This is a genomic window from Sphingomonas pollutisoli (assembly GCF_029167165.1).
Classification (GTDB): domain Bacteria; phylum Pseudomonadota; class Alphaproteobacteria; order Sphingomonadales; family Sphingomonadaceae; genus Sphingomonas; species Sphingomonas pollutisoli.
On sequence record NZ_JARFNJ010000007.1, the window covers coordinates 331,353 to 357,709 of the forward strand.

22 protein-coding genes are annotated in these 26,357 nt (G+C 67.9%); 13 read left to right on the forward strand and 9 right to left on the reverse strand.

The genetic code is table 11. The annotated features are described in order from the left end of the window. Positions 1–18 precede the first annotated feature (18 nt). Positions 19–306 carry a co-chaperone GroES gene (gene groES / locus PX554_RS17375; RefSeq protein ID WP_069207177.1) on the reverse strand — a complete coding sequence of 96 codons (288 nt, stop codon included), beginning with the start codon at positions 304–306 and terminating at the stop codon, positions 19–21. A gap of 210 nt (positions 307–516) precedes the next feature. Here groES and sppA point away from each other — a divergent pair, with 210 nt between their 5' ends. The 3 genes from sppA to PX554_RS17390 are packed head-to-tail and all read left to right on the forward strand — an operon-like array spanning position 517 to position 4,200. Further along, a complete protein-coding gene (gene sppA / locus PX554_RS17380) occupies positions 517–2,394 on the forward strand; it encodes a signal peptide peptidase SppA (RefSeq protein WP_275503815.1) in 1,878 nt (625 codons plus the stop codon). Then, complete coding sequence (locus tag PX554_RS17385; RefSeq protein WP_093224649.1) at positions 2,388–2,951, forward strand: GNAT family N-acetyltransferase; 564 nt, start codon at positions 2,388–2,390, stop codon at positions 2,949–2,951. Before sppA ends, PX554_RS17385 begins: the two co-directional genes overlap by 7 nt. A gap of 37 nt (positions 2,952–2,988) precedes the next feature. Beyond that, the gene (locus PX554_RS17390) at positions 2,989–4,200 is read left to right on the forward strand and encodes a CaiB/BaiF CoA transferase family protein (RefSeq protein WP_275503816.1); all 1,212 of its coding nucleotides are present in this window, start codon (positions 2,989–2,991) and stop codon (positions 4,198–4,200) included. 189 nt (positions 4,201–4,389) lie between these two features. Here the strand turns inward: PX554_RS17390 and gshB are convergent, their stop codons facing one another. From gshB to rsmI, 3 genes are all read right to left on the reverse strand, one after another. Continuing rightward, the gene (gshB, locus tag PX554_RS17395) at positions 4,390–5,349 is read right to left on the reverse strand and encodes a glutathione synthase (protein ID WP_275503817.1); all 960 of its coding nucleotides are present in this window, start codon (positions 5,347–5,349) and stop codon (positions 4,390–4,392) included. A gap of 156 nt (positions 5,350–5,505) precedes the next feature. Continuing rightward, positions 5,506–5,859: a YraN family protein gene (locus PX554_RS17400; RefSeq protein ID WP_093224653.1), complete on the reverse strand. Its 354-nt coding sequence runs from the start codon at positions 5,857–5,859 to the stop codon at positions 5,506–5,508. After that, positions 5,856–6,689 carry a 16S rRNA (cytidine(1402)-2'-O)-methyltransferase gene (rsmI, locus tag PX554_RS17405; RefSeq protein ID WP_275503818.1) on the reverse strand — a complete coding sequence of 278 codons (834 nt, stop codon included), beginning with the start codon at positions 6,687–6,689 and terminating at the stop codon, positions 5,856–5,858. Before rsmI ends, PX554_RS17400 begins: the two co-directional genes overlap by 4 nt. A gap of 11 nt (positions 6,690–6,700) precedes the next feature. Here rsmI and PX554_RS17410 point away from each other — a divergent pair, with 11 nt between their 5' ends. Further along, positions 6,701–7,891, forward strand: a complete 1,191-nt coding sequence (locus PX554_RS17410; protein ID WP_275503819.1) for a penicillin-binding protein activator — start codon at positions 6,701–6,703, stop codon at positions 7,889–7,891. Continuing rightward, the gene (locus PX554_RS17415; protein ID WP_275503820.1) at positions 7,888–9,507 is read left to right on the forward strand and encodes a helicase HerA-like domain-containing protein; all 1,620 of its coding nucleotides are present in this window, start codon (positions 7,888–7,890) and stop codon (positions 9,505–9,507) included. The genes PX554_RS17410 and PX554_RS17415 overlap by 4 nt, the downstream gene beginning before the upstream one ends. 190 nt (positions 9,508–9,697) lie before the next feature. Here the strand turns inward: PX554_RS17415 and PX554_RS17420 are convergent, their stop codons facing one another. Beyond that, the gene (locus PX554_RS17420; RefSeq protein WP_275503821.1) at positions 9,698–10,450 is read right to left on the reverse strand and encodes an energy transducer TonB; all 753 of its coding nucleotides are present in this window, start codon (positions 10,448–10,450) and stop codon (positions 9,698–9,700) included. A gap of 86 nt (positions 10,451–10,536) precedes the next feature. On the opposite strand from PX554_RS17420, the gene PX554_RS17425 reads away from it, so the two are divergent. Beyond that, positions 10,537–11,439, forward strand: coding sequence for a dienelactone hydrolase family protein (locus PX554_RS17425; protein ID WP_275503822.1), 903 nt, complete (start codon positions 10,537–10,539; stop codon positions 11,437–11,439). 45 nt (positions 11,440–11,484) lie between these two features. Beyond that, positions 11,485–12,123: a glutathione S-transferase family protein gene (locus tag PX554_RS17430; protein ID WP_275503823.1), complete on the forward strand. Its 639-nt coding sequence runs from the start codon at positions 11,485–11,487 to the stop codon at positions 12,121–12,123. Positions 12,124–12,133: 10 nt separating this feature from the next. Here PX554_RS17430 and PX554_RS17435 read toward each other — a convergent pair whose 3' ends face one another. After that, positions 12,134–13,150: a sodium:calcium antiporter gene (locus tag PX554_RS17435; protein WP_275503824.1), complete on the reverse strand. Its 1,017-nt coding sequence runs from the start codon at positions 13,148–13,150 to the stop codon at positions 12,134–12,136. Positions 13,151–13,492: 342 nt separating this feature from the next. Here PX554_RS17435 and PX554_RS17440 point away from each other — a divergent pair, with 342 nt between their 5' ends. From PX554_RS17440 to PX554_RS17455, 4 genes are all read left to right on the forward strand, one after another. After that, entirely contained in the window at positions 13,493–13,687 is a 195-nt protein-coding gene (locus PX554_RS17440; protein WP_275503825.1) for a hypothetical protein, read from the forward strand. Positions 13,688–13,854: 167 nt separating this feature from the next. After that, a complete protein-coding gene (locus tag PX554_RS17445) occupies positions 13,855–16,332 on the forward strand; it encodes a TonB-dependent receptor plug domain-containing protein (RefSeq protein ID WP_275503826.1) in 2,478 nt (825 codons plus the stop codon). Between the two features lie 267 nt (positions 16,333–16,599). Then, positions 16,600–16,953 carry a hypothetical protein gene (locus PX554_RS17450; RefSeq protein ID WP_275503827.1) on the forward strand — a complete coding sequence of 118 codons (354 nt, stop codon included), beginning with the start codon at positions 16,600–16,602 and terminating at the stop codon, positions 16,951–16,953. Between the two features lie 87 nt (positions 16,954–17,040). After that, positions 17,041–19,044 (forward strand): TonB-dependent receptor plug domain-containing protein, encoded by a 2,004-nt coding sequence (locus tag PX554_RS17455; protein WP_275503828.1) that lies wholly within the window; start codon positions 17,041–17,043, stop codon positions 19,042–19,044. Positions 19,045–19,218: 174 nt separating this feature from the next. Here the strand turns inward: PX554_RS17455 and PX554_RS17460 are convergent, their stop codons facing one another. After that, positions 19,219–20,049, reverse strand: coding sequence for an arylamine N-acetyltransferase family protein (locus PX554_RS17460; protein WP_275503829.1), 831 nt, complete (start codon positions 20,047–20,049; stop codon positions 19,219–19,221). A gap of 60 nt (positions 20,050–20,109) precedes the next feature. Here PX554_RS17460 and PX554_RS17465 point away from each other — a divergent pair, with 60 nt between their 5' ends. Then, the gene (locus PX554_RS17465) at positions 20,110–21,102 is read left to right on the forward strand and encodes an L-threonylcarbamoyladenylate synthase (RefSeq protein ID WP_275503830.1); all 993 of its coding nucleotides are present in this window, start codon (positions 20,110–20,112) and stop codon (positions 21,100–21,102) included. A gap of 39 nt (positions 21,103–21,141) precedes the next feature. Here PX554_RS17465 and PX554_RS17470 read toward each other — a convergent pair whose 3' ends face one another. Continuing rightward, the gene (locus tag PX554_RS17470; protein ID WP_275503831.1) at positions 21,142–22,221 is read right to left on the reverse strand and encodes an AI-2E family transporter; all 1,080 of its coding nucleotides are present in this window, start codon (positions 22,219–22,221) and stop codon (positions 21,142–21,144) included. A 127-nt stretch (positions 22,222–22,348) separates the two neighbouring features. Between PX554_RS17470 and PX554_RS17475 the strand changes: the two genes are divergently transcribed. Then, positions 22,349–23,026 (forward strand): response regulator transcription factor, encoded by a 678-nt coding sequence (locus PX554_RS17475; protein ID WP_275503832.1) that lies wholly within the window; start codon positions 22,349–22,351, stop codon positions 23,024–23,026. Positions 23,027–23,148: 122 nt separating this feature from the next. Here PX554_RS17475 and PX554_RS17480 read toward each other — a convergent pair whose 3' ends face one another. After that, positions 23,149–25,710 (reverse strand): TonB-dependent receptor, encoded by a 2,562-nt coding sequence (locus PX554_RS17480; protein WP_275503833.1) that lies wholly within the window; start codon positions 25,708–25,710, stop codon positions 23,149–23,151. Positions 25,711–26,357: the final 647 nt, after the last annotated feature.

Below are 26,357 nucleotides of genomic sequence, written 5' to 3' on the forward strand. Positions count from 1 at the left end.
AAACCGGGGGATGGTGGCTCAGCCGACGATCCCGAGGATGTCCGACTCTTTCATGATGAGCAGGTCTTCGCCATCGACCTTGACCTCGGTGCCCGACCACTTGCCGAACAGGATCTTGTCGCCGGCCTTGACGTCGAGCGGCGTGACCTTGCCGTCTTCCGCCTTGGTGCCGGTGCCGACGGCGACGACTTCGCCCTCTTGCGGCTTTTCCTTGGCGGTGTCGGGGATGATGATCCCGCCGGCCGTCTTTTCCTCGGCCTCGACGCGCTTTACGAGCACGCGGTCGTGCAACGGACGAAAGTTCATGCGCTGTCCCTTTTCATAGAACATGGGGAATAGGTGTTAGCACTCGCCATAGGTGAGTGCCAGCGGCCTTCATATGTGCCGGAGCCGCCCGATCGTCAACCGCCGCGAACAGGATTTTTGCGTCTGTATTGGTGCAATAACACGGGTGTTTACGTGTCCGTGGCGATGCTCTAGCGAAGGCACGTCATCCGCCAACAGGAGAGCGGCAGAGTGAAACTCGTTCGGGGTGCTTGGAAGCTACTGGTCGGGATCAAGGACGCGCTCGTCCTGATCGCGATGCTGCTGTTCTTCGGGGCGCTGTTCGGTGCGCTCGCGGCGCGGCCCGGCGGATCGAGCGCGCGCCAGGGCGCGCTGCTGCTCAAGCTCGACGGCCCGATCGTCGAGCAGCCGAGCGAGCCCGGCACCTTCGCCAGCCTCGGCGGATCGGCGGCCCGGCCCGAATACCGCTTGCGCGATCTGGTGCGCGCGCTCGACAAGGCGAAGGGCGACGGCGACGTGAAGGTCGTCGTGCTCGACCTCGACGCGTTCGGCGGCGGCTATCCGGCGGCGGTGACCGAGGTCGCCGATGCGATCCGGCGCGTGCGCGATAGCGGCAAGCCGGTGCTCGCCTACGCGACCGCCTATACCGACAGCGGCTATCGCCTCGCCGCCAATGCGAGCGAGATCTGGGTCAACCCGATGGGCGGCTCGCTGTTCATGGGGCCGGGCGGGTCGCAGCTTTACTACAAGGGCCTGATCGACAAGCTCGGCGTGACCGCGCACGTCTACCGCGTCGGCAAGTACAAGTCGTTCGTCGAGCCGTACACGCGCGACGCCGCTTCGCCCGAGGCGAAGGAAGAGGTGGTCAAGCTGTACCAGGTGCTGTTCGCCCAGTGGCAGGAGGCGATCGCCAAGGCGCGGCCCAAGGCGAAGATCGCGCCGTTCCTGACCCAGCCCGACAAGATGATCGTCGCCGCGCAGGGCAATATCGCGCAGGCCAATCTCGACGCGGGGCTGGTCGACAAGCTCGGCACCCGGCTCGATTTCAACAAGCGCGTCGCCGAGATCGCGGGCGTGGACAGCGGCAAGGCGGCGGGCACGTTCAACGCCATCAAATATGACGGCTATGTCGCGCGCAACCCGCTGCCGACGGGCGGCGCGGCGGTCGGCGTGCTCACGGTCGCGGGCGATATCATCGACGGCAAATCGACCGCCGGCAGCGCGGGCGGCGACACCGTCGCCAAGCTGCTGCTCGACGGGCTCGCCAAGAAGAACCTGAAGGCGCTGGTGGTGCGGGTCGACTCCCCCGGCGGGTCGGCGCTCGCCTCCGAGACGATGCGCCGCGCGATCCAGGAGGCGAAGGCGCGGAAACTGCCCGTGGTCGTGTCGATGGGGTCGGTCGCGGCCTCGGGCGGCTATTGGGTGTCGACCGCGGGCGACCGCATCTTCGCCGAGCCGACCACGATCACCGGCTCGATCGGGATCTTCGGGATCATCCCGACCTTCGAGAACACGCTGAAGAAGATCGGCATCACCACCGACGGCGTGAAGACCACGCCGATCTCGGGGCAGCCCGATCTCTACGCGGGCACCAACGCCGCGACCGACGCGATCTTCCAGGCGGGTATCGAAAATGGCTATCGCCAGTTCATCACTCGTGTCGCGAACGCGCGCCACATGACGCCGCAGCGCGTCGACGAGATCGGCCAGGGGCGGGTGTGGGACGGCGGCACCGCGCGGCAGATCGGGCTGGTCGATCAGTTCGGCGGGCTCGACGATGCGGTCGCGGCGGCGGCGAAGCTGGCCGGGCTGAAGGCCGACGGCTATCACGCCGAATATCTGGAGAAGCAGCCGGGCCTGCTCGCCAGGCTGATCGCGCAGGTGACCCGTGACGACGATGACGATTCGGCGGCGGGCGGCGACGCGTTCACCCGGATCGCCGCGCTGCACCGTGCCGCCTTCGCGCAGGCGCTGGGCGACGTGAAGCGGATCGGCACCGGCGCGGCGATCCAGGCGCGCTGCCTCGAATGCGAAGGACTGGGCGCGACCGCCCCGGCACAGGGAGACGTGACGTTGATGAACCTCATTCTGGCGCGCTTCGGATGGTGATCGCGGTACGGCCCGCCACGCCCGAGGATGCCGCGGCGATCGCGGATATCTATCGCCCCTATGTCGAGGCGGCGACGATCTCGTTCGAGACCGAGGCGCCCGACGCCGACGAGATGCGCCGCCGCATGCTCGCCTCGGAGGGGCGTTTCCCGTGGCTGGTGATGACCGAGGGCGAGGCGGCGACGGTGATCGGCTATGCCTATGCCGGCGCGTTCCGCGACCGGGCGGCGTATCGCTACACGGTCGAGACCTCGATCTACTTCCTCCAGGCCGCGCAGGGCAACGGCCACGGCCGGCAGCTCTACGACGCGCTGATCGACACGGTGCGCGCGCAGGGGTTCGCCCATGCCGTCAGCGTCATCACTTTGCCCAACGACTGGCTGATGCGGGTGAACGAATCGGTCGGCTTCAAGCGCACCGGCGTGCTGCGCGAACTCGGCTACAAAAACGGCCGCTGGATCGACGTCGGCTTCTGGCAATGCGAACTCAACGACGCGACGATCCCGCCGAAGGAACCCAAGCCATTCAGCGAGACCGGGATGGTGTGGAACTGGTGAGTGGGCGCGGCGGACGGGGTTTTTGGGGCCGCGAGTGATGACTGACGCGCCGCCCCCCTGGCAAGGCCCGCTCGCCGGGGTGACGGTGCTCGACTTTTCGCGCGTGCTCGCCGGGCCGGCGGCATCTATGGCGCTGGCCGATCTCGGCGCGGACGTCATCAAGGTCGAACCGCCCGGCACCGGCGACGATACGCGCGGCTTTCCGCCGCACCGCGACGGGGTGAGCCATTATTTCCTTGCCAACAATCGCGGCAAGCGCAGCATCGTCATCGATCTCAAGGCGCCCGAAGGGGTCGATCTGGCCAAGGCGCTGGCGGCGAAGAGCGATATTCTGATCGAGAACTACCGCCCCGGCGTGATGGACAGGCTGGGGCTCGGCTATGACACGCTCGCGGCGATCAACCCCGGGCTGATCTATTGCGCGATTTCGGGGTTCGGCATGACCGGCCCCTTACGCGACAAGCCCTCGTTCGACATCGTCACGCAGGCGCTGTCGGGCGCGCTCAGCGTCAACGGCGAGCCGGGCGCGATGCCGAGCCGGCTCGGCATTCCGCTCGGCGATCTCGTGGGCGGGGTCAACGGGCCGATCGCGATCCTCGCCGCGCTGCATGAGCGACACGCGACCGGCAAGGGGCGGCTGATCGACATCAGCCTGCTCGACGGCATGTTCGGGATGCTGAGCTACCTCGCGCAGCTCGCGTTCTTCACCGGCGAAGACCCGACGCCGCAGGGATCGCAGCATCCCAATCTGGTGCCCTATGGCGCGTTTCCGGCGAGCGACGGCTCGATCATCATCGCCTGCCTGACTGATGCGTTCTGGGCGCGGATCTGCGCGGCGCTCGGGCGGCCGGCGCTGGCCGCCGATGCGCGCTTCGTCACCACCGAGCGGCGGCGTGATGCGCGGGGGGAGGTCAACGCGTTGATCTCCGATTTCACCGAACGCCAGTCGGTCGCAGACCTGGTCGCGCTGTTCACCGAGCATCAGGTTCCGCATGCGCCGATCCTAGGAGTAGGCGCGGCGCTCGCGCAGCCGCAGGCGGTGGCGCGCGAGATGGTGGTCGAGGTCGATCACACGACGCTCGGGCGTATCCCGATCGTCAACCGGCCGTTCCGCTTTCCTGGCGAGACGATGGCGAAGCCGAGCGCGCCGCCCGATCTCGGCGAGCATAGCGACGCGATCTTGCGCGAGGTGCTGGGGTTGGACGACGCGGCGATCGCGGCGTTGCGGGCGGGCGGGGTGGTCGCCTGAGCGACGTAAGATGTTCCTCCGTTCGTGCTGGGTAGCCGCCGAGTGTCCCGCGCAGCGGGCATATCGAGGTGGCGTATCAAAGCACAGGTTCGGTGGGTGACCTGTACTTCGATACGCTACCTCAATACGCCCTTCGGGCTACTCGGCAGCTACTCAGCACGAACGGCGCTATTTAAAAGCTAAAGAGAGTTACCCTACCCGAGACGCCACCTTCGCCTCGATTGCGTCCCAGATCAGCCCCGCCACATCGGTGCCGTCGAACTTCTCGATCGCGACGATGCCGGTGGGGGAGGTGACGTTGATCTCGGTGAGCCATTTGCCGCCGATCACGTCGATGCCGACGAAGAGCAAGCCGCGCCGCTTGAGCTCCGGCCCGAGCTCGGCGCAGATCGCTTCTTCTTCGGGCGTCAGCACGGTCTTAACCGCCGAGCCGCCGACCGCGAGGTTCGAGCGAATCTCGCCTTCGCCGGGCAGGCGGTTGATCGCGCCCGCGACGACGCCGTCGACCAGCACGATGCGCTTGTCGCCTTGCGCCACGTCGGGGAGGAACGCCTGCACCATGTGCGGCTCGCGATAAGCGGTGTTGAACACCTCGATCAGCGCCGACAGGTTGGCGCCGTCCGCCCCGACCTTGAAGATCGCCTTGCCGCCGTTGCCGTGGAGCGGCTTGATGACGATCTCGCCGTGCTTGGCGAGGAAGGCGCGCGCTTCGTCGAGGCTGCGGGTGACGAGCGTCGGCGGCATGAAGTGCGCGTAATCGAGCACGAACACCTTTTCGGGGGCGTTGCGCACGCTCGCGGGGTCGTTGACCACCACCGTCTTGTCCGCGATCCGTTCGAGCAGGTGGGTGGCGGTGATGTAGCCGAGGTCGAACGGCGGGTCTTGCCGCATCAGCACCACGTCCGCGTCCTCACCGAGATCTAGCTTCACCGGATCGCCGAAGCTGAAATGGTCGCCGTGGACGCGCTGAACGGTGACGGGATGGGCGAGCGCCCAGACGCGGCCGTCCGAATAGTTGAGCGCTTCGGCGGTGTAGTGGAACAGCCGGTGGCCGCGCGCCTGCGCCGAGAGCATCAGCGCGAAGGTCGAATCGCCGCCGATGTTGATCTGGTCGAGCGGGTCCATCTGGACGGCGACGGTTAACGGCATCAGCGTTCCTCTTGCTTCGTGCCCCGCCACCATCGTCACCCCAGCGCATGCTGGGGTCTTCCAGGGCGGGCGCTACGGCCCACACCGGGAGATGCCAGCGTGCGCTGGCATGACGGACGAGGTTCGCGTTGCAGATAGGCGCGAGCGACCGTGCTGTCACCCGATCCAAGCATTCTCGATATGCCGCAGCGGCACGCCGCGCGCGATGAGGATGACATCGACGCGGATGTCGTCGCCGGGCAGCGCATACTCGGCCATCAGCACCTCGGCCGCCGCCGCGACGCGGGCGAGGCGGCGTTCGTCGATGGCAAGGTCGAGCTCGGCGGCGGTGCGGCGCAGCTTGACCTCGACGAAGGCGACGAGGCCGGGGCGGCGCGCGACCAGATCGACCTCGCCCGCCTTGGTGCGCACCCGGCGCGCGACGATCTGCCAGCCTTTCAGCCGCAGCCACCACGCGGCGATGCGCTCGCCGCGTCGGCCGGCGGCCTCGGCGACGCGGCGATCTCTCACCCTTTCAGCTCGAGCGCCCGCGCGTAGAGTTCGCGGCGGTCCAGCCCCAGCTTCTTGGCGACCTCGCCCGCCGCCTTGGACGCGGGAAGCCGTTGCAGCGCCTCGATCAGCGCGGCATCGGCATCCTCGGCGCTTGCCGCCTCGGGTTCGCCGGGTGGCGCGACGACGATCACGATCTCGCCCTTGGGGGGCGCCTCGGCGTAGCGCGCGGCCAGCGCGGAGAGCGAATCGGTGACGGCTTCCTCGAACTTCTTGGTGATCTCGCGCGTGACCGCCGCGTCGCGGTCACCAAGGCCCTCGGCGAGCGCGGTCAGCGTCGCGGCGAGGCGCGGCCCCGATTCGTACAGCACCAAGGTCGCGCGGATCGCGGCGACTTCGGCGATCGCGGCGGCGCGCGCCTGCGCCTTGGGCGGCAGGAAGCCGAGGAAGAAGAAACGATCGGTCGGCAGCCCGGCGAGCGTCAGCGCGGCGATCGCGGCGCACGGGCCGGGGATCGTCACCACCGCATGACCGGCGGCGCGTGCGTCGCGGACCAGCTTGTACCCCGGATCGGAGATCAGCGGCGTGCCCGCGTCGGACACCAAAGCGACCGCTTCCGTCCCCATCCGCGCGACCAGGCCGGGGCGGACCGCCTCGGCATTGTGGTCGTGATAGGGCGTCATCGGGCGCTTGACGCCGACATGGCGCAGCAGCCCCGCCGTCACACGCGAGTCTTCCACCGCGATTACAGCGGCATGGGACAGGATATGCGCCGCGCGCGGTGACAGATCACCGAGATTGCCGATAGGGGTGGCGACGATATAGAGACCGGGCGCGAGTACAGCGTTCATCGGAGGGGTTCATGACAGACGGGGCAAGGGTACGGCAACCAGGAAGGCCGCTGCGGCGCGCCGTTATCGTCATGGCCGCGCTGCTGCTGGCGGGCTGCCAAGCGGTGGTGCCGCGCGGCGCGACCGAGCCGGGTCGCCGCCCGCCGCCGCCGCGCCAACAGCCGACTCAGATCGAACCAGGCATTCCCACCGACACCGCGCGCCACCGCGTCGCGCTGCTGGTGCCGCTGTCCGGGCCCAACGCGGGCGTGGGGCAGAGCCTCGCCAACGCGACGCAGATGGCGTTGCTCGATTCGAACAACCAGCGCATCCGCATCACCACCTATGACACCAACCTCGGTGCCGCCGCCGCCGCGCAGCGCGCGATCGCCGAGGGCAACCGGCTGATCCTCGGGCCGCTGCTCGGTGACGACGTGCGCGCGGTGACGCCGATCGCGCACCGATCGAGCGTGCCGGTGGTGGCATTCTCGAACGACGCCTCGGCGGCGGGGCAGGGCGCGTATCTGATGGGCTATGTGCCGGCGCAGTCGATCGCGCGCGTGGTCGATTACGCCAAGGCGCAGGGCATCACCAATTTCGCCGGGCTGGTGCCCAACGGCACCTATGGCGAGCGCGCTTCGACCGCGTTCCTGCGCTCGGTGGAAAGCGCCGGCGGGCAGGTCGTCTCGCTCCAGACCTATCAGCGCGTGCCGGGCTCGATCACCGCCGCGATCACGCGGATGAGCAAGGATTCGCCGTATCAGGCGGTCCTGATCGCCGACAGCGCCAACACCGCCTCGGCGGCGGTGCCGGTGCTGCGCCGGGTCGGTGCGAGCAGCGCGCATGTGCTCGGCACCGAATTGTGGAATTCGGAAAGCTCGATGGCGAACAAGCCCGCGCTCAACGGCGCGTGGTTCGCGAGCGTGTCGAACGGGCTGTATCGCCAGTACGCCGCCAAATATCGCGCGCGCTTCGGTGCGGCGCCGTTCCGGCTGTCGAGCCTCGGCTATGACGCGGTGCTGCTGACGATCCGAATCTCGGCGGACTGGACGGTGGGCACGCCGTTCCCCGAGCGGCGGCTGACCGATGCGGGCGGGTTCGCCGGCATCGACGGCGCGTTCCGCTTCGGCAAGGACGGCGTCGCCGAGCGTGCGCTCGAGGTGCAGGAGATTCGCGGCGGCAGCGCCGTCACCGTGTCGCCGGCGCCGCGCGGGTTCGAATGAGCGACGGTATCTTCATCGGCGCGGGTGAGGGCGGGGCGAACCCGCAGCACCTCGATCTCAAGCGCGCCAACCGCCACGGGCTGATCGCGGGCGCGACCGGCACCGGCAAGACGGTGACGATCCAGGGCATCATCGAGGGCTTTTCCGCCGTGGGCGTGCCGTGCTTCGTCGCCGACGTGAAGGGCGATCTGTCGGGGCTGGCGATCGCGGGATCGCCACAGGCCAAGACGCACGACGCCTTCGCCGCGCGCGCCAGGGCGATCGGCGACGATGCGTGGGCCTATGCCGCCACGCCGGTGCAGTTCTGGGATCTATATGGCGAACAGGGCCATCCGATCCGCACCACCATATCGGAGATGGGGCCGCTGCTGCTCGCGCGGCTGATGGACCTCAACGACGTGCAGGAAGGCGTGCTGACGATCGCCTTCCACGTCGCCGACAAAGAAGGTCTGCTGCTGCTCGACCTCGACGATCTCCAGTCGATGCTCAGCTATTGCGCGTCGCGCGCCGACGAACTGACCACGACCTACGGCAACGTCTCCAAGCAGTCGATCGGCGCGATCCAGCGGTCGCTGCTCCAGTTGCGGTCTCAGGGCGCGGAGAATTTCTTCGGCGAGCCGGCATTGGCGATGGCGGACTTCATCGCCACCGACGACTCTGGACGCGGCATCGTCAACATTCTCGCCGCCGACAAGCTGATGCAGAGCCCCAAGCTCTACGCCACCTTCCTGCTGTGGCTGATGAGCGAACTGTTCGAGCATCTCCCCGAGGTCGGCGACCCCGACAAGCCGGTGTTGGCGTTCTTCTTCGACGAAGCGCATCTGCTGTTCGACAACGCCCCGAAAGCGTTGTTGGAGAAGATCGAGCAGGTCGTGCGGCTGATCCGGTCGAAGGGCGTCGGCGTCTATTTCATCACGCAGAACCCGATCGATGTGCCCGACACCGTGGCGGGGCAACTCGGCAACCGCGTGCAGCATGCGCTGCGCGCGTTCACGCCGCGCGATCAGGCGGCGGTGAAGGCGGCGGCGACGACGTTCCGCGCCAACCCCGGCGTCGATGTCGAGAGCGCGATCACCGAGTTGAAGGTGGGAGAGGCGCTCGTCTCGTTGCTGCTGCCCGATGGCGCGCCCGAGCCGGTGCAGCGCACGCTCATCAAGCCGCCGGCCTCGCGGGTCGGGCCGATCACTCCGGCCGAGCGGAAAGTGCTGATCGAGATCGACGCGATCGGCGCCAAATACGACACGCTAGTGGACCGCGAATCGTGCGAGGAAATCCTCGCCGCCAAGGCGCAGGAGGCAAGCGCCGCAGCCGCCGAGGCGGCCGCGAAGGACAGCGCCGACAAGGCCGCCGCCGCGCAGGCCAAGGACGATGCGCGCGCCGCCAAGGAGGCCGAGCGCGCCAGGATCGCCGCCGATCGCGCGGCCGCGAACAGCCCCTGGGCCAAGATCGCCACCACCGCCGCGCGCACCGCGACCTCGACGATCACGCGGCAGGTCGCGAACGAAGTCGCCAAACAGGTGTTCGGCACCGGATCGCGGCGGGGCGCGAGCGCGGGTGGCGATCTCGTCGGCGGCATCCTGCGCGGGGTTCTGGGCGGGATTTTCAAGGGGCGGTAGGCACGCTCGACCCGCCCGTTGCCGCCGCTCCGCCCGGGCACGCCCTTCGACTGCGCTCAGGGCGAACGGGTGGGGGAGGCTTCCAGACTCCTTCGTGTCGGGTGAGTCGAGGCGCCGATACCTCCCTCCGTTCGTGCTGAGCGCAGTCGAAGCACGTGCCCCAGGCGTGGCGCCGGCCCGGGGGCCGGGTTCACCGGTCGCCATCGTCGTCTTCGTCGTGTCCGACCACCCAGGTGTGATCCTGGTTCTCGATTCGCGAGCGGATCTTCTTGCCGTTGGCGTCGCGCGCTGGTTCGTAGCGGTACCGTTCCTGGATCAGCCGGCAGGTGGTCGCGTCGATGTCGGGGTTGCCGCTGCTCTTGCGGATCGTGCAGCCGGTCGCCTGGCCGGTGACTTCGACGGTGAAGCTCACCCAAACGGTGCCGCCGACGCGGGCTTGCAGCGCACTCCTTGGATAGTCCGATCCCCGGATGCGGCCGCTCTTCTGATAGGCGGCCCGGCCGCCGCCATCGCCGTTCCCCGCGCCGCCGCTGCCGGTACCGTTGCCGGTTCCGCCGGCACCCGTGCCCGGCCCGGCCTTGTCGGACGCGCCCGAACTGGCCTGATCGCCGGCCGCCGGAGTGGGCGCGGTGACGATCGGCGGGGGGACCGGCATCGGGATTTTGGGCGGCGGCGCGGCCACCTCGGTCGCCTTCGAGCGGATGTTGGGCGGCGCCGCCGCGCCGGCCTTGCGGATGCTGGGCTTGGGACGCGGCTTGGGTGGAGGCGGCGGCGGCGGGGGCGGCGGTGTCGTCACGCCGAACAGCTTGAGATCCTGCGTGACGACGTGCGGGATCGTCACGGTGAAGCCGCTGGCGAGCAGCACGCCGAGGCCGACCTGCAACACCGCCGCGCCGATCGCGGCTGCCACCTTCCTGTCGCTGCTGGCGCGGTATGTCGTCATTGTCGCGTGCCAACCTCGGATCGTGCCGCTAGGTTCCAACGCCAAGCGGCGTCTTTCGTCCAGCCGAATCATACTGGAGCCTTCGCATGACCGACACCAGCCGATCCTGGCGCGACCGCGCGATCCAGCTTTACGACGCCTTCACCCACGAACATCGCGATCGCCGCGCGCTGCTGCGCGACATGGTGGCGCTGACCGGGTCGGTCGCCGCCGCCGAAGTGCTGATCGCCGGGATCGCCGCCGCGCCGGCGGCGGCCGCGATCACCGATGCCGCCGATCCGACGCTCGATATCGCCAAGGAAGCCTATGGCATCGGGCCAGGCAAGCAACTGACCGGCTATTTCGCGTCGCCCAAGGGCAAGACCAATCTCGGCAGCGTCATCGTCTTCCACGAGAATCGCGGGCTGACGGTGCATATCGAGGATGTCGCGCGCCGCTTCGCGCTCGCCGGGTTCCGCGCGGTCGCGCCCGATTTCCTCAGCGATCAGGGCGGCACGCCGGACACGACCAACGCGAAAGGGGAGGACAAGGCGCGCGAGATGATCGGCAAGGCCGATCTCGCCGCGATCACCAGCGAGGCGGTCGCCACGATCGGCGCGATGCGCGCCCGGCCCGGCGGCAACGGCAAGGTCGCGATCGTCGGCTTCTGCTGGGGCGGGGCGCTCGTCAACCGCGTCGCGGTGGCGGCGGGGGACGCGCTGGCGGCGGGTGTCGCCTATTACGGTCCCGCGCCCGATCCGGCCGAGGCGGCGCAGGTCTCCGCGCCGCTGCTGCTGCACTATGCCGGCAAGGACACGCGCGTCGCCGCGACCGGGGGGCCGTGGGTCGCCGCGCTGAAAGCGGCGGGCAAGGACGTGACCGACTATACCTATGAGGGGGTCGATCACGCCTTCAACAACGATACCTCGGCGGAGCGGTACAATGCGGCGGCGGCGCTGCTGGCGTGGGATCGCACGATCGCCTTCCTGCACGCCCATCTTGACGGCTGATGGCGGATATGTTCTTCTGATGTTCCGGTTCGAAAGGGGCGGATGATGGCAAGCGATCTGGTTTTCTATACCAACCCGATGTCGCGCGGGCGGACGATCCGCTGGATGCTGGAGGAGGTCGGGGCGCCCTATGAGGCGGTGGTGCTCGACTACGCTTCTTCGATGAAGGCGCTCGGCTATCTGGCGATCAACCCGATGGGGAAGGTTCCGGCGATCGTCCACCACGGCAAGGTCGTCACCGAATGCGCGGCGATCTGCGCCTATCTGGCCGATGCATTCCCCGAGGCCGGGCTGGCGCCGCCGCCGACCGAGCGCGCCGAATATTATCGCTGGCTGTTCTTCGCGGCGGGGCCGGTCGAGCAGGCGTTCACCAACAAGTCGCTCGGGGTCACCCCCAACGACCAGCAGAAGCGCATGGTCGGCTATGGGTGTTTCGAGCAGACGGTCGATGCGCTCGAAGCGGCGGTTTCCGGCACGCCCTATGTGACCGGCGACACCTTCACCGCCGCCGATCTTTATGTCGGGTCGCAGATCGGGTTCATGCTCCAGTTCGGCATGCTGGAACCGCGCCCCGCGTTCGTCGGCTATTCGGAGCGCGTGCATGCGCGCGAGGCGTTCAGGCGCGCCGCCGCGATCGACGATGCGCTGATCGCCGCCGCGAAGGACGCCGCGCCGGCGGGATGAGGCGCGCCGCTCACCGGCCCAGGTGCAAGGCGACGAGCAGCCCGGCGAACAGCAGGTAGAGCAGGCCCATAGAGGCGAGCAGCGCACGCGAGATCCAGCCGCCGCGAAACGCGACGAACAGGACCGCGATCGACATCGCCGTCACACCCGCGGCGAGCAGCAGCGAACGATCGAACAGCCAGGGCGTGAAGAACAGCCCGAGCGCGGTCGGGATCGTCGCCTGGATCATCATCGCGCCCGAGATGTTGGCGAGCGCGAGCCGGTGCTTGCCCTGCCGCACCCAGATGATCGCGTTCATCGTCTCGGGCAGTTCGGTGGCGATCGGGCTGAGCAGCAGCGCGAGCAGTTGCGGCTTGAGGCCGAGCACGGGCCCGAGCTGTTCGAGCTGGGCGACGAACAGCCGCGACGCGAAGAAGATCACCGCGAGCGCGGCGAGCGTCTGGACGATCGCGATGCCGGTGCCGGGGGTCTCGGCTTTGGGCTGGAAGCGGAGCGGTTCCAGCGCGCCTTCCGCGTCGTCATCGTCGCCGTCCGCCCGCATCTCCTGCCGGACGTACAGCGCATAGGCGGCGAGGAAGAGGATGCCGAGCCACGGCTTGAGCGTGAACAGGACGAGCCCGAGCGCGATCTTCACCACGAAGATGGCGAGGAACCAGCCCTGGTCGCGGCTCAGCCCGCGCAGGTCGGCGCGCATCGCCGGGGTGTCGGCGAGGCGCCGGCGCGACAGCAGCAGCATGATGCCGACGGTCGCATAGGCGATCGTCGCCAGCGCGAGCGGGCCGCCGAGCGCGGCGCCGACGCCGAGATCCTTCGCCGCCGCCGTTCCGCCGAACGCGACCGCGACCAACGTCACCACGCTTTCGGGCAGCGCGGTGCCGAACGCGGCCAGCACGGTGCCGGTCGCCTTCTCGCCGACCGCGAGCTTGTGCCCGACCCATTCGACGCCGTTCACGAAATACTCGCACGACAGATAGATCACCACCGCCGAGCCGAGCAGCAACGCGACCGTCACCCACAACGAAGCCATTTGCACGAAAATCCCCCGGGGCCGGGACGGCGGACACACGGACAGGCGCGACGCCCGACCCCCGAACGTCCGCCAATCCATGGTCTCGTCAAACCGTCAGGCCGCGCGCGCCACGGCCGAAGCCGATCGTGTTGACGCACGCCCCGCTGCGATGCGGGCGACTACTCCCCAGGAAGCACGCGCCGTCTGGCCGATCGCGGCGGCGCCGTCAACCGTGCGCGCCTGCGCGTGTCAAAGAGCGGCTTGGACGCGGCGAAGCATTTCTATCAATTCCTAGCGTCGCACTCGGATATAGTCACATCACTGCAATGGTGAAAACGCCGCGCGATGACAGGAGGACATATGAAGACGCTCGCTTTTTCCGCGCTGGTCGCGGCCGCGCTCGCGCTGTCGGGCTGCGCCAAACAGGCGGATGATGCGAACGCCGCCGGAAGCAACGATGTCGTCGCCAACGATGGCGATGGCGTGGCAGCCAATCTTTCCGCGATCGACCCGCTGGACGGCAATGCGACCGCGACATCAAGCAACGCGCTGTAGCCCGCCCCGCGCGGATTTCGACCCGACACGCTGGTAAGCTCCCAAGCGTAACCTCGAACCCGGCAGCCCCGCTGTCGGGTCCTTTTTTCCACCGCAGCTAATCTGGATCGCACCGCGCGCGTGCCGATCCGGCTACGACAAAGCAAAATACAAACAGGGACATGATTATGAAGCCTCTTCGACCGCTCCTCGCCGTCGCCGTATCGGGTATCGCGCTCGCGCATGCCGTGGCCGCGCACGCTCAGGCCGGGCCGCCCGCCGATCCGGCCGCCCCGACCGAGGCCGCGCCCGCCGATCAGACCGACATCGTCGTGACCGGCACGCGCACCACCGGCCGGTCGCGGCTCGACAGCGTCTCGCCGGTCGACGTGCTGAGCGCGGCGACGCTGCAACGGCAGGGCACGACCGAGCTCGGCGCGTCGCTGGCGGCGGTGGTGCCGTCGATCGACTTTCCGCGCTCCTCGGCGGTCGATGGCACCGACTCGATCCGCCCGGCGACGCTGCGCGGGCTGTCGCCCGACCAGACGCTCGTGCTCATCAACGGCGTGCGCGCGCATACGTCGGCGCTGCTCAACACCAACGGGTCTGTCGGGCGCGGCTCGGCGGCGGTCGATCTCAACACCATCCCGAGCATCGCGCTCGATCGGATCGAGGTGCTGCGCGACGGCGCGGCCGCGCAATATGGCTCGGATGCGATCGCGGGCGTGGTCAACCTGCGGCTGCGCGAGGCGCGCAGCGGCGGCGGCGCATCGGTCACCTACGGACAGTATATCACCGACGTGAGGACCGCGCGCGGCGACCGCAGCGAGCGTGACGGCGAGACCGTCACCGCGAGCGCATGGCAGGGCCTCGCGCTCGGCTCCGACGGCTTCCTCACGCTGTCGGGCGAATATCTCAACCGCAACCCGACCAGCCGCGGCGATTTCGATCCGCGCAAGACGCCGATCCGCGTGCGCTCGCGCTTCGGCGATCCCGATGTCGAGCAGTACAGCTTTTATGCGAACGCAGCCAAGCCGCTCGATGACAGCGGCTTCACGCTCTACGGTTTCGGCGGCTACCAGCACCGCGACAGCGTGAGCGCGGCGACCCCGCGCATCGTCGGCGGCATCGGCGGCAACGCAAACGCCAGCGCCGATGCGCTTGCCAGCCTCTACCCGGACGGCTTCACCCCGCTGATCGCGGTGACGTCGGAGGATCTCACCGCCACCGCCGGATTGCGCGGCGACATCGCGGGCTGGAAGACCGATCTCAGCGTGTCCTACGGGCGCAACCAGTTGAAGTTCGACACGCGCAACTCGGGCAACGCCACTTATGGCGCGGCGTCGCAGACCGATTTCTACGACGGCAAGATCACCTACGACCAGCTCGTCACCGGGCTCGACGTATCGCGGGAGGTTCCGCTCGGCGCCGGCACGCTTAACGTCGCGTTTGGCGGCGAATATCGCCGCGAGGGCTTCCAGATCGGCGCGGGCGAACATGCCTCCTACGATCGTGCGCCGGGCGCTGCCTCCAACCTCGGGTCGGGCGCGCAGGGCTTCCCCGGCTTCCTGCCCTCGAACGAGGTCAACAAGCATCGCGACAACGTCTCGGGCTATCTCGATCTCGAAGCTAAGCCGGTCGAGGGGCTGACGCTCGGCGCGGCGGGCCGGCTCGAACATTATTCCGATTTCGGTACGACGGTGAACGGCAAGCTCTCGGCGCGCTATGATTTCACGCCGTGGTTCGCGTTGCGCGGCACCGTCTCGACGGGCTTCCGCGCGCCGTCGCTCCAGCAGCAATATTACACCTCGACCGCCTCGGTGCTGACCGACGGCGCGATCGTCGAAACCGGGCTGTTCCCCTCGACCAGCCGGGTCGGCGTGGCGCTGGGCGGCAAGGCGCTCAAGCCCGAGAAGGCGGTCAATTACTCGGCGGGCTTCGTCATCCGCCACGGCGGGTTCGATCTGTCGGTCGACGGTTATTACATCAAGATCCGCGACCAGATCGCGCTGTCGGAGAATCTGAGCGGCGCAACCGTGATTCAGCGGCTGCGCGACGAGGGTATCACTTCCGTGACGGCGGGGCGCTACTTCCTCAACGGCATCCGCTCGACGGCCAAGGGCGTCGATATCGTCGCGCATTACCGCGCGCCGACCGCCAGCCTCGGCACCTTCGACCTGACCGCCGCCACCAACATCAACAACATAGACGTAACAAGGGCGCCCCCCGCCGCGACGATCACCTCGTCGACCGGGAGCACCACGCTGCCGGTGTTCAGCCGCCAGCGCATCGTCTCGTTCGAACAGGGCACGCCGCGCGAGAAGGTGGTGGGGACGATCGACTGGTCGCTCGACAAGCTCGGCGCGACCGCGCGCGCATCCTATTACGGCGACGTCACCCAGCCGAGCAGCAACGGCTTCGCCGAGGATGACATTCACACCGGCCGGCACACGATCGTCGATCTCGAACTGCGGTACACGCTGCTCGAGCGGATCAACCTCGCGGTCGGCGCGAACAACATCCTCGATGAATATCCCGATTACGTGAAGCTGGCGTCGTCGCGCGGCACTGTGCTCAACAGCACGGGGTTGGTCGGCTTCCCCTATTATTCGCCGTTCGGGTTCAACGGGCGCTATGTCTACGGCCGGATCGGCGTGAACTGGTAAGCGGGGCGGGGCAGGCGATCGCCTGCCCCCGCGCCACACGTGTCGCACGTCCTTCGACTTCGCTCAGACGAACGGGGTTGGGGCGGTCCGTTCGCCTGACCGGCGTTTTTGTCGAAACGGGGTTGGCTTCCGCGTCTTGCTGTGAGATGTTGTAACATCCTTGAAGCGGGTGCGGGTGGTTTGACGGTTTACAGCGGGCATGGTGCAGGACGCGTACCGCGCGGCGTCGCCGGGCGCGCGTCGTCGCGTCCCGCGATGGTGCCGGGCATGGCGCGGTTCTGTTTCGCGCTGTTGCTGGCGGTCGCGCTGTGGCTGCAAGGCTGCGTCGTCGCGGCGCACTTTCATGAGCAACCGCGCTTCCCCGCCTTCTCCGCTGCGGCCGGCGCGGACATCCAGCGCGCGCCGGTCGATCACCGCCGCGCGCCGACCGCACCCGATTCGTGTCCGCTCTGTCAGGAAATCGCGACCGCCGGCGCGTATCTGCCCGCGTCCCCCGGCGCCTTCGCGGTGCCCGCGCCCCACGCCGCCTGGTATGCGGCCGTGGCGCTGTGGCGCGCGCTGCCGCGCCAGCGCTCGCACGCATGGCGCAGCCGCGGGCCACCGGCCGCTCCACACCGCTGACATAACGCGAAGGGACGATGTCGGTCCCTCGTTTCCGGCGTGCGCGCGTGCGCGGCACGCCGTCAAAGGTTCCTGGAGTTTTAAGAAATGCGAAACGTCCTCCTCGGAGGCGCGGCGCTCGCCGCGTTGCTGTCCACCCCCGCTTATGCCGATCCCGCGCCGGCGCCCGATGATTCGTCACCCGTGTCGCGCGAAGTGGTCGTCACCGCCTCGCCCTTCGCACTGATGCGCGACGACACGCCGACGATCGTCGCCAAGGTCGATCGTAGCCAGATACTGCAAAGCGGCGGAGCGAGCATCGCCGATGCGCTGGCGAGTGTCCCCGGCATCTCCTCGACCGGGTTTGCCGCCGGGGCGAGCCGCCCGATCATTCGCGGCATGGACGCGCAGCGCGTCCGCATTCTCGAGGACGGCTTGAGCAGTTCGGACGTGTCCGATGTCGGCCCCGATCACGGCATCCCGCTCGATCCCCTGTCGGCGCGCAGCATCGAGGTTGTGCGCGGCGCCGCGACGCTGCGCTACGGCAGCCAGGCAATCGGCGGTGTCGTCAATGCGATCAACGATCGCGTGCCGACCAGCCTGCCCGCGCACGCGCTGAGCGGCGAACTGGTCGGCAGCTACGGCACCGCCGCGCGCTCGGGCGAGGGCTCGGCGCTGATGGACGGCCGTGCCGGCAACCTCGCGGTGCATGCCGATGGATTCTACCGCAACACCGGCGATTACGACACGCCCGATGGCAAGCAGCCGAACAGCTATTTCACCGGCCACGGCGAGACGGTCGGCGCGTCCTATTTCTTCGGGCCGAATTCGGACAGCCACATCGGTGCGGCGGTGATCCAATATGATTCGAAATACGGCATCCCGAGCGACACCACGTACATCGACATGCACCAGACCAAGGTGCTGACCAAATCCTCGTTCGATCTGGGTGGGGGCACGCTCAAGACGCTGACGATCGACGGCAGCTATGCCGACTACACGCACAGCGAGATCGACCCCGACACCAATGAAATCCTCTCGACCTTCCGCAACAAGGAGGTCGATGGCCGCGCCGAACTGCTGCTCGGCACCAGCCTGTTCAAGAACATCGCGCTCGGCGTCGAGGTGCAGCACCGGGAGTTCTCGGCGCAGGGCGAGGGCAGCGACTATCTGCTGCCGACGACGACGCAGAGCGAGGCCGGCTATGCCTTCGTCGAGACGCCGCTGGCGACGCGGCTGAAGCTGCAGGTCAGCGGACGCGTCGAGCATGTCCGCGTCGAGGGCACGCCGATTTCGGATCGCTTCACCACCGCGGATTTCACCCCGGTCAGCGGCGCGATTGGCGCCCTGTACGATGCGGGCGCGGTCAAGCTCGGCTTCACCGCCGCCAGCACGGGCCGCGCGCCGGGCATCACCGAATTGTTCGCGCGCGGCGGACATGACGGGCCGGGCACGTACGAGACCGGCGACCCCAACCTCAAGGTCGAGCGCGCCAATTCGCTGGAGGCGACGCTGCGCATCCATAGCGGCCCGTTCCGCTTCGAAGGCAGCGCGTACAGCACGTGGTTCAACAACTATATCTACGGTGACCTGACTGGGCGCACCTGCGACGACGCCGGCGTCTGCGCCGATGGGGATGGGGGCGAGCTCAGGGAGTTGTTCTACCGCCAGCAGGGCGCGCATTTCCGCGGGCTGGAGGGCGAGGCGAATGTCGATCTGTTCAGGGCGGGCGCGAACGCGCTGCAAGTGCGCGCGCTGGCGGATTACACGCGCGCGACGCTCGACAATGGCGGCAACGTGCCCCGCATCGCGCCCTATCGCTATGGCGGCGGGCTGACCTGGACGAGCACGCGGCTCGACGCGGGCTTCCTGATGCTGCACTCGGGGCGACAGGACAAGTTCGGCGCGTTCGACACGCCGACGCCCGGCTTCAACGCGCTGAGCGCGCATGTCTCGCTGCGGCCGTTCACCGCGCATCCGGGGATCGAGTTCGCCGTGGTGGGGCAAAACCTCACCAACGACGTGCAGCGCAACGCCGCCGCGCTCAACAAGGACGATGTGGTGATGCCGGGCCGCAACATCCGCTTCGTGGTGAAACTGGCGACGTTCTGATGTCCTTCGACCGCTCGTGCCGAGTGGAGATCGGGTAGGCGAAGCCGTATCGAGAGCTCGTATCGAGGCACAGGTCCGTACAGGGCCTGTCCTTCGATACACGACCTCGATACGCCCTGCGGGCTACTCGGCCGTTACTCAGGACGAACGGAGTCAATAGCCGAGCAGCGCCGCTCAGCCCGCGAACAGCCCCAATCGCGCGACCTCGTCCGCCGACAGGTCGATGCCGAACATCATGCTCAACCGCAGCCGATAGACGCGCGGATCGGTGATCTCGGTCTGCGCATCCTCGCTGCCCGAGCGCCGGCGGTAGGCGCGGTCGGTGAGCGAGGCGAAGCCGCGCGGGAGCACGATGCTGACGACGCTGGTCGTGTGAAAGCGGCTGCCGGGCGCGGTCGCCGCCCACAGGTTGCCCATCGCCAGATCCGCGTCATGCGCGGGGCCGGGCGTGAAACTGTATTGCGGCTGGAAGCCTTCGCCGCCGCCGCGCCCGTCGGTGGTGGCGGCGTCCCCGGCGCGCCACAGCATCCAGCCGCGCTCGCCATCATGGCTCAGGCGGAAGCGCGCACCATCGGGGGCGATCGCCTCGGCGCCGTCGATCAGCGGCATCGGCGGCGTGTAGCTGCCGCCGAACCCGGCATCGGCGATCCACTCCGCGCCCTCCACGGTGACGATGCTGATCGCATGTGTGAGCGGCGGTGTCGTCTCGGCGCCGAGCCAGACGCGTGCAAGCTGCGGGCGCGCGGTGAAGCCGGCGGCGGCGAGCGCGTCGAGGAACAGCCGATTATGCTCGAAACAATAGCCGCCGCGCCGCGCCGTCACCAATTTGGCGAACACCGCGTCGCTGTCGATCGCGATGCCGCGACCGAGCATCACATCGAGATTCTCGAACGGGATCGCCAGCCGGTGCGCGCGCTGGAGAGCCTCCAGTCCGGCGACATCCGCCGCGACGGGGTCTTTCAGGTGGATGCGTTGCAGGTAATCGGCGAAGGTGAAGCTCGTCATGTGGCCCTCTTTATATTGCGGCGCAACATGCTACATTGCCCCACAATGAACGCGCCCGGCATGATCGACAGCACCCGGACCTTGGCTTTCGGCGACGCCGCCATCGCCGAGGCGGCCGCGCTTATCAAGTCCGGCGGCGTCGTCGCGGTCGCCACCGAGACGGTGTACGGGCTCGCCGCCGACGCCACCCAGCCGGCGGCGGTCGCCGAAATCTACGCCGCGAAGGGCCGGCCGGCGTTCAACCCGCTGATCGTCCATGTCCTCGATCTGCACATGGCGCACCGGCTCGGCGAGTTCGACCGGCGCGCCGCAGCGCTCGCCGAGACGTTCTGGCCGGGACCGCTGACCCTGGTGGTGCCGCGCCGCGCGGGATCGGGGATCGCCTCGATCGCCACCGCCGGGCTCGACACGATCGCAATCCGTGTGCCTGCGCACCGGGCGATGCGCGCGCTGATCGAGGCGTCGGGCCGCCCGCTCGCCGCGCCCTCGGCGAACCGCAGCGGCGCGATCAGCCCGACGCGCGCCGAGCACGTGCTCGCCAGCCTCGGCGGCCGCATTCCGTTGATCGTCGACGACGGAGCGTGCGAGCAGGGCGTGGAATCGACGATCGTTCACGAGATCGACAATGCAACGCGCGTGCTGCGGCATGGTCCGGTCAGCGTCAACGCGTTGCTCGCGACGATCCAGGCGCGCGCGGGCGAGCAATGGCAGCAGATCCCCGGCGTCGAGCGTTTCGATCCGGGGCTGAGCGGGTTCGAGACGCGGATCGAGGCGCCCGGGCAGCTTGCCTCGCACTACGCGCCGTCCAAGCCGCTGCGGATCAACGCGATCCACGCCGAACCCGACGAGTGGATGATCGGCTTCGGCCCGATCTTCGGCGATGCGTCGCTCTCGCGCACGGGCGACGTGAAGGAGGCGGCGGCGCGGCTGTTCGACCTGCTCCATGAGGCGGATGCCAGCGGCAAGGCCGCGATCGCGGTGGCGCCGATCCCCGGCGAAGGCGTGGGAACGGCGATCAACGACCGGCTGCGCAGGGCCGCACACCCGCGCTGAAACCGTCGTCTCCCGGCGTGGCCGGGTGGCGAAACAGGGCTATTGCGCGTCCGCTTTCGCCACCGGCTTCCCGACGAAATCGCGCCACAGCATGATGAGCACCGCCATCGTCGCCGGCCCGACGAACAGGCCGAGCAATCCGAACGTCTCGACACCGCCGAGGATGCCGATCAGCACCCACAGAAAGGGCAGGCGGGTCGCGCCGCCGATCAGGATCGGGCGGATGAAATGGTCGGCGATCGCGACCACGACGAGACCGATCACCACCACCGCGATCGCGCCGGCCACCGCCGATTTGGCGAGCAGGAGAAACGCGGCCAGCGCGAACATCACCGCCGCGCCGAACGGGATCATCGCCGCGATCGCGGTCACCGCGCCGAACAGCAGCGGGTGCGGCACGCCGAGGACGAGATACACCACCGCCATCACCGCGCCTTCGCCGATGCCGACCAGCACCAGCCCGTCGATCGTGCCGCGGATGGACAGCGCGGCGAGCAAGGCGATGCGTTCGCCCGCCGCGCCGAGCATCCGGTCGCTGGCGGCACGGCATTGCGCGAGGATCGGATCGCGATCGCGCAGCAGGAAGAACAGGGTCAGCAGCGTGAAGCCGAAGATCACCGCGCGGTGCAGCACGTTGCTGCCGATCAGCCGCGTGCGCGCTACCCATTCGCCGTCGCGCCAATGCTGCAATTGCAGGCTCGCCGCCTCGGGCGTGGTGAGATTCTCCTGCCACCACTGCGCCAGCATGTGCGAGCCGACCGGCAGGTGCGCGACCCAGCCGGGCACGGGCAGGCCGTGCGTGCGCGCCAGCGTGACCCAGGTGGTGACCTCGCGCGCCTCGCGCGCGGCCTCGGCGATGCACAGGATCAGCGGGATCAGCACCAGCAGCGCCAGTGCGGTGGTGCCGATCGCGGCGAGCCAGGTGCGCGCGCGCGGCCCCGGCCAGCGCGCCACCGCGCGCTGGCGCAACGGGTCGATCGCCACCGCGATCACCACCGCCCATACGAGCGCGGGCAGGAACGCCGCGGCGATCCACAGCCCGAGCAGCCCCAGCAGCGTGGCCAAAGTCACCCGCCCGATCCGCCGCACGCGTTCGCGCACCACATCTTCATCCGTCATGGCGCGCAGCTTAGCGGTCTCGCGGGTTTTCGAAAGGGCTGCGAACATGACACGGATTTCACGCGCATTGCCGCGCCCATGCTGGCAAGCCGCTGTTTGAGCCTTAGCCGCGAGGAGCGACCCTTTCATGCGCCTTCTGATCGCCGAGAACGATCCCGCCGCCGCGAAGCTGCTGGCGCAAGACCTCGCCGCGTTGGGTCACGCGTGCGAGATCGTCGGCGATGGCCGTGCCGCGCTCGCGCAGGCGACCGAATCGCGGTTCGATGCGATCCTGCTCGAATGCCTGTTGCCGTTCGTCGATGGCGTCGCGGTCACCGCGCTGCTGCGCGACCGTGGCATCGACCTGCCGATCGTGATGGTCTCTGTGGTCGAGGATCTCGACCAGCGATTGATCGCGCTGGAGGCGGGCGCCGACGATTATCTCGTCAAGCCGGCCGCTCCCGCGGAAATCGACGCGCGGCTGCGCGTGATCCTGCGGCGCGGCGCGAGCACGCGCAAATCGGGCGTGATGTGGGCGGGCGACATCGAGGTCAACGAGATCAAGCGCAGCGCGACCCGCGCCGGCCGCGCGATCAAGGTGCAGAACATCGAATTTCGTATCCTGTGCGAACTGGTCCGCAACGTGAACACCGTCGTGACGCGGCAGATGCTGTACGAGGCGGTGTGGAATTACGAGACGCCGCCGCGGACCAACGTCGTCGAATCGCACATGACGCGGCTGCGCACGCACCTGACCCAGCCCGGCGAGCGCGACCCGATCGCGACGATCCGTGGGGCGGGGTATATGCTCAGCGACAAGGACTGAGCGCGCGGACCTTCGGCACGAACGGGTTTGGGACGGCTGCGTAGCGCGGCAGGTGGTTGGCCGAAACGAAAAAGGCCGGCGATCTTGCGGTCGCCGGCCTCTCTCTTGCGTCGATCAGGCGATCAGAAGCTGACGCTGACCTCGCCGCCGAAGGTGCGCGGCGGGTTGAAGTTGGCGTAATCGCCGAGGATGCCGCCGTAGCCGGTCGAGACCAGCTGGCCGTTGGCGCCGTAGTTGGCGACCGGCACCGAGTTCGCCGACGAGCGGCGATAGATGTAGGTCCGATCGAACAGGTTGCGGCTCCACACCGAGACGGTCACCTTGCTGCGATCGCCGACCAGGATGTCCGCCAGCGCGAGACGGCCGTTCACGATGAAGCTGGAGTCGGTCTTGGTCGGCTCGAGCTGGAAGCTGTACTGGCTGCTCGCATAGTTGGCATCGAGGTGGAGGCGCAGGTTCGCGCCACCGGCGATGTTGACCGGCTTTACATAGTCGATCGCCGCCGACGCCGCGTTCTCCGGCGTGTAGACGATGTAGAGCTGCTGCGCCGGCGCGCCGGGGGTCAGCGGATTGACCGCCGAAGGCGCCTTCCAATAGGTGTAGGCATACGAGCCGGTCAGCGTCAGCTCGGGGATCGGCTTCAGCGTCAGATCGACTTCGACACCGCGGATCTTGCTGTCGCCAGCGTTCGTGGTCTGCTCGATGTGGCTGCCATTGGTCGGGCTCTGCCCGTTCGTATCGAAATAGTCGAAGTCGAACTGGGTGTTGCTACGATCCATGATGTAGCCGGCGACGTTCAGGCGAGCGCGATGCTCCCAGAAGTCCATCTTCGCGCCGATTTCATACGACTTGACCGATTCGGGGCCGAAGGCGTTGAACGCCAGCGAGCGGTCGTTCGCGCCGCCGGCGCGGAAGCCGGTCGCATATTTGGCGTAGAGATGGATCGTGTCCGTCGCGTCGAACAGGACGTTGAACATCGGATCGAAGCGGCTGATGCTGTTCTTGAACGAGAACGGCTGCACTACGTTGTTCACGACATACAGCGTGCCGTGACGGTCGTCCTTGGTCCAGCGGCCGCCGGCGGTGATGTGAACCACGTCACCCAGCGCTTCCGGCGTGAAGGTCAGGTTGCCGAACACCGAATAGTTGTGGTCGTGCGCCTGGCTCGCGCGGGTGATGAACTGGCAGCTATTGGCGAACTGCGGAACCGTCGTGGCGAGCGTGTTGTTGCACGACGCGTCATACATTTGATAGCCCGAGTTCGCGCCCGAAATCGGGTTCGAATTGCCGGGGATCGGGCTGCGGATCGTATAGGCGGTGCCGTCCGCGTTCCACAGGTTGCTCAGCGGCGTGGCGGCATATTCGGTCGCATGTTCGGTGAAGTAATAGGCGCCGACGACATAGTCGAACTGTGGCACGCTGCCGACCGCCTGGACTTCCTGGCTGAACTGATGCTGCTGGAAGAACGACAGGCTGTAGCGGCTGAAGTTCGAACTCGGCGCGAAGCTGCTGCGCTCGGGGCCGCCCGAATTGTCCCACTGATCGGTCTTGACGCCGCGCCATGCCGTGATCGAGCGCAGTTCGAGCCAGGGCGCGACCTTGTACTTGATGTTCGACGTGAAGCCGTGCGTGATGTCCTCGCTCGGCTGCTGGGGAACGCCGACGTCGGCGGTGTACTGGCGCTCGGGATGGACGCCGACGAGCGGCGCCTTGGGAGCGATACAGATCGGCTTGGAGCTGCCGGCGGCGATGGTGCCGCCGCAGGCGGTGTTGGTGCCCGGCAGGACCAGGCTGGTGCCGTTGAACGCACCGACCGTGTACTTGTTGGGGTTGTAGCTGACCAACTGGCTGTAGTTCGGCGTGTTGTCGTCCTTCGCGTAGTCGTACGAGAAGTCGGCGGTCAGGCCGTCGAGCGGCTGCCAGCGCGCCGCGACGCGGCCACCCTTGCGGTCGTAATAGTTCCAGCCGGTCGAGCCCGCGAGCGGATCCTTCACGGTCGGATCCTGATGCTGGTACACACCGTCGAACTTGAGCGCGATGTTCATGAACGAGGGCAGATCAAGGTGGAAGTCGGCGTTACGGCCACCGAAATTGCCCACGCCGGCGGTGAAGCGGCCACCGAATTCACCGGTCGGCGCCTTGGAGACGAGGCTCAGCGCGCCGCCTTCGGTGTTGCGGCCGAACAGCGTGCCCTGCGGACCCTTCAGCACTTCGATGCGCTCGATGTCGAACAGCGCGGCGTTCAGGCCCTGCGTCTTACCCAGCGCGACGCCGTCGATATAAACGCCGACGCCGCCGTCACGCGCGGTCTGGTTCTGGTCGTACGGCACGATGCCGCGGATACCGATGGTCAGCGCCGACTGGCGCGCCTCGAAGGTCGCGACACGCAGCGACGGGATCGAGCCGTCGGCGAGGTTGAACAGGCTGAGCACGTGCCGGTCGGCGATGCCCTGCGCGCCGAGCACGCTGATCGAGATCGGCGTGCGCTGCAGGTTGGTCTCGCGGCGAGTCGCGGTGACGACGATGTCGCCGATCTGGCTGGTCTCGGCCTCGGGTGCCGGCGCGGCATCCGCGGGAACAGGCGCGGGTGCTGCGGCATCGGCGGCGAAGGCCGGCGCGGCGGTGAAGGCGATAAGAGCGCTGCCGAGCAGCAGCTTCAGGCGGACGCCTGGCGAAGTTTTCATGTCGTTACCCCTTGGCTCGGGAGCGGTCTCCCGACGGCGCGCCAGTACGAACCTATTAAGTCGCGTCTGTTACAATTGCTGCAACGCGGCAGATACATGAACGGCATATTGAAGCGATAAACATGACGTAGATGTCATCTTTTATTGGAATGTCGAGGTCGCGCCTCTATATATATGGAGCCGCTGACGCGGCCGGGCGCAGTGATCGCTGGTAGCGGTGTGGGTTTGTTACGTGCCGATCGGAGTCGAAACCCGTCTTGGTGTGGCGACTATGTCGCACCTCGTCGCTAGGGGATGTTACTGGACGCACGCGCCGCAGGAGAGGGGCGGGTCGTGATTCGCCGCCGCCGGTGATCGATTCGCGATGTCGGGGCGGCGCTGCCACGTAAGTGTCACGATGAAAACGGCGGAAATCCGTGTGTTTTGGGGCGTCTCGTCAAAAAACTGCAAAAAGTGTTTGACGGTATTGGGGTGTGGTCCTAGAGGGGTGTCACCGCAGCGGTGGCCGACACGGCCGACGCGGTGGTCACCAAATGTTCGGCGCCAGACCGCCCCGGTAAAAGGGGGTTGGGTTGGGCGTCGGTATTTTGCGCTCTTTGACATTGTTGGTTTAGATGAAGGGACATGTGGGCGGCGGCTTGCGGGTT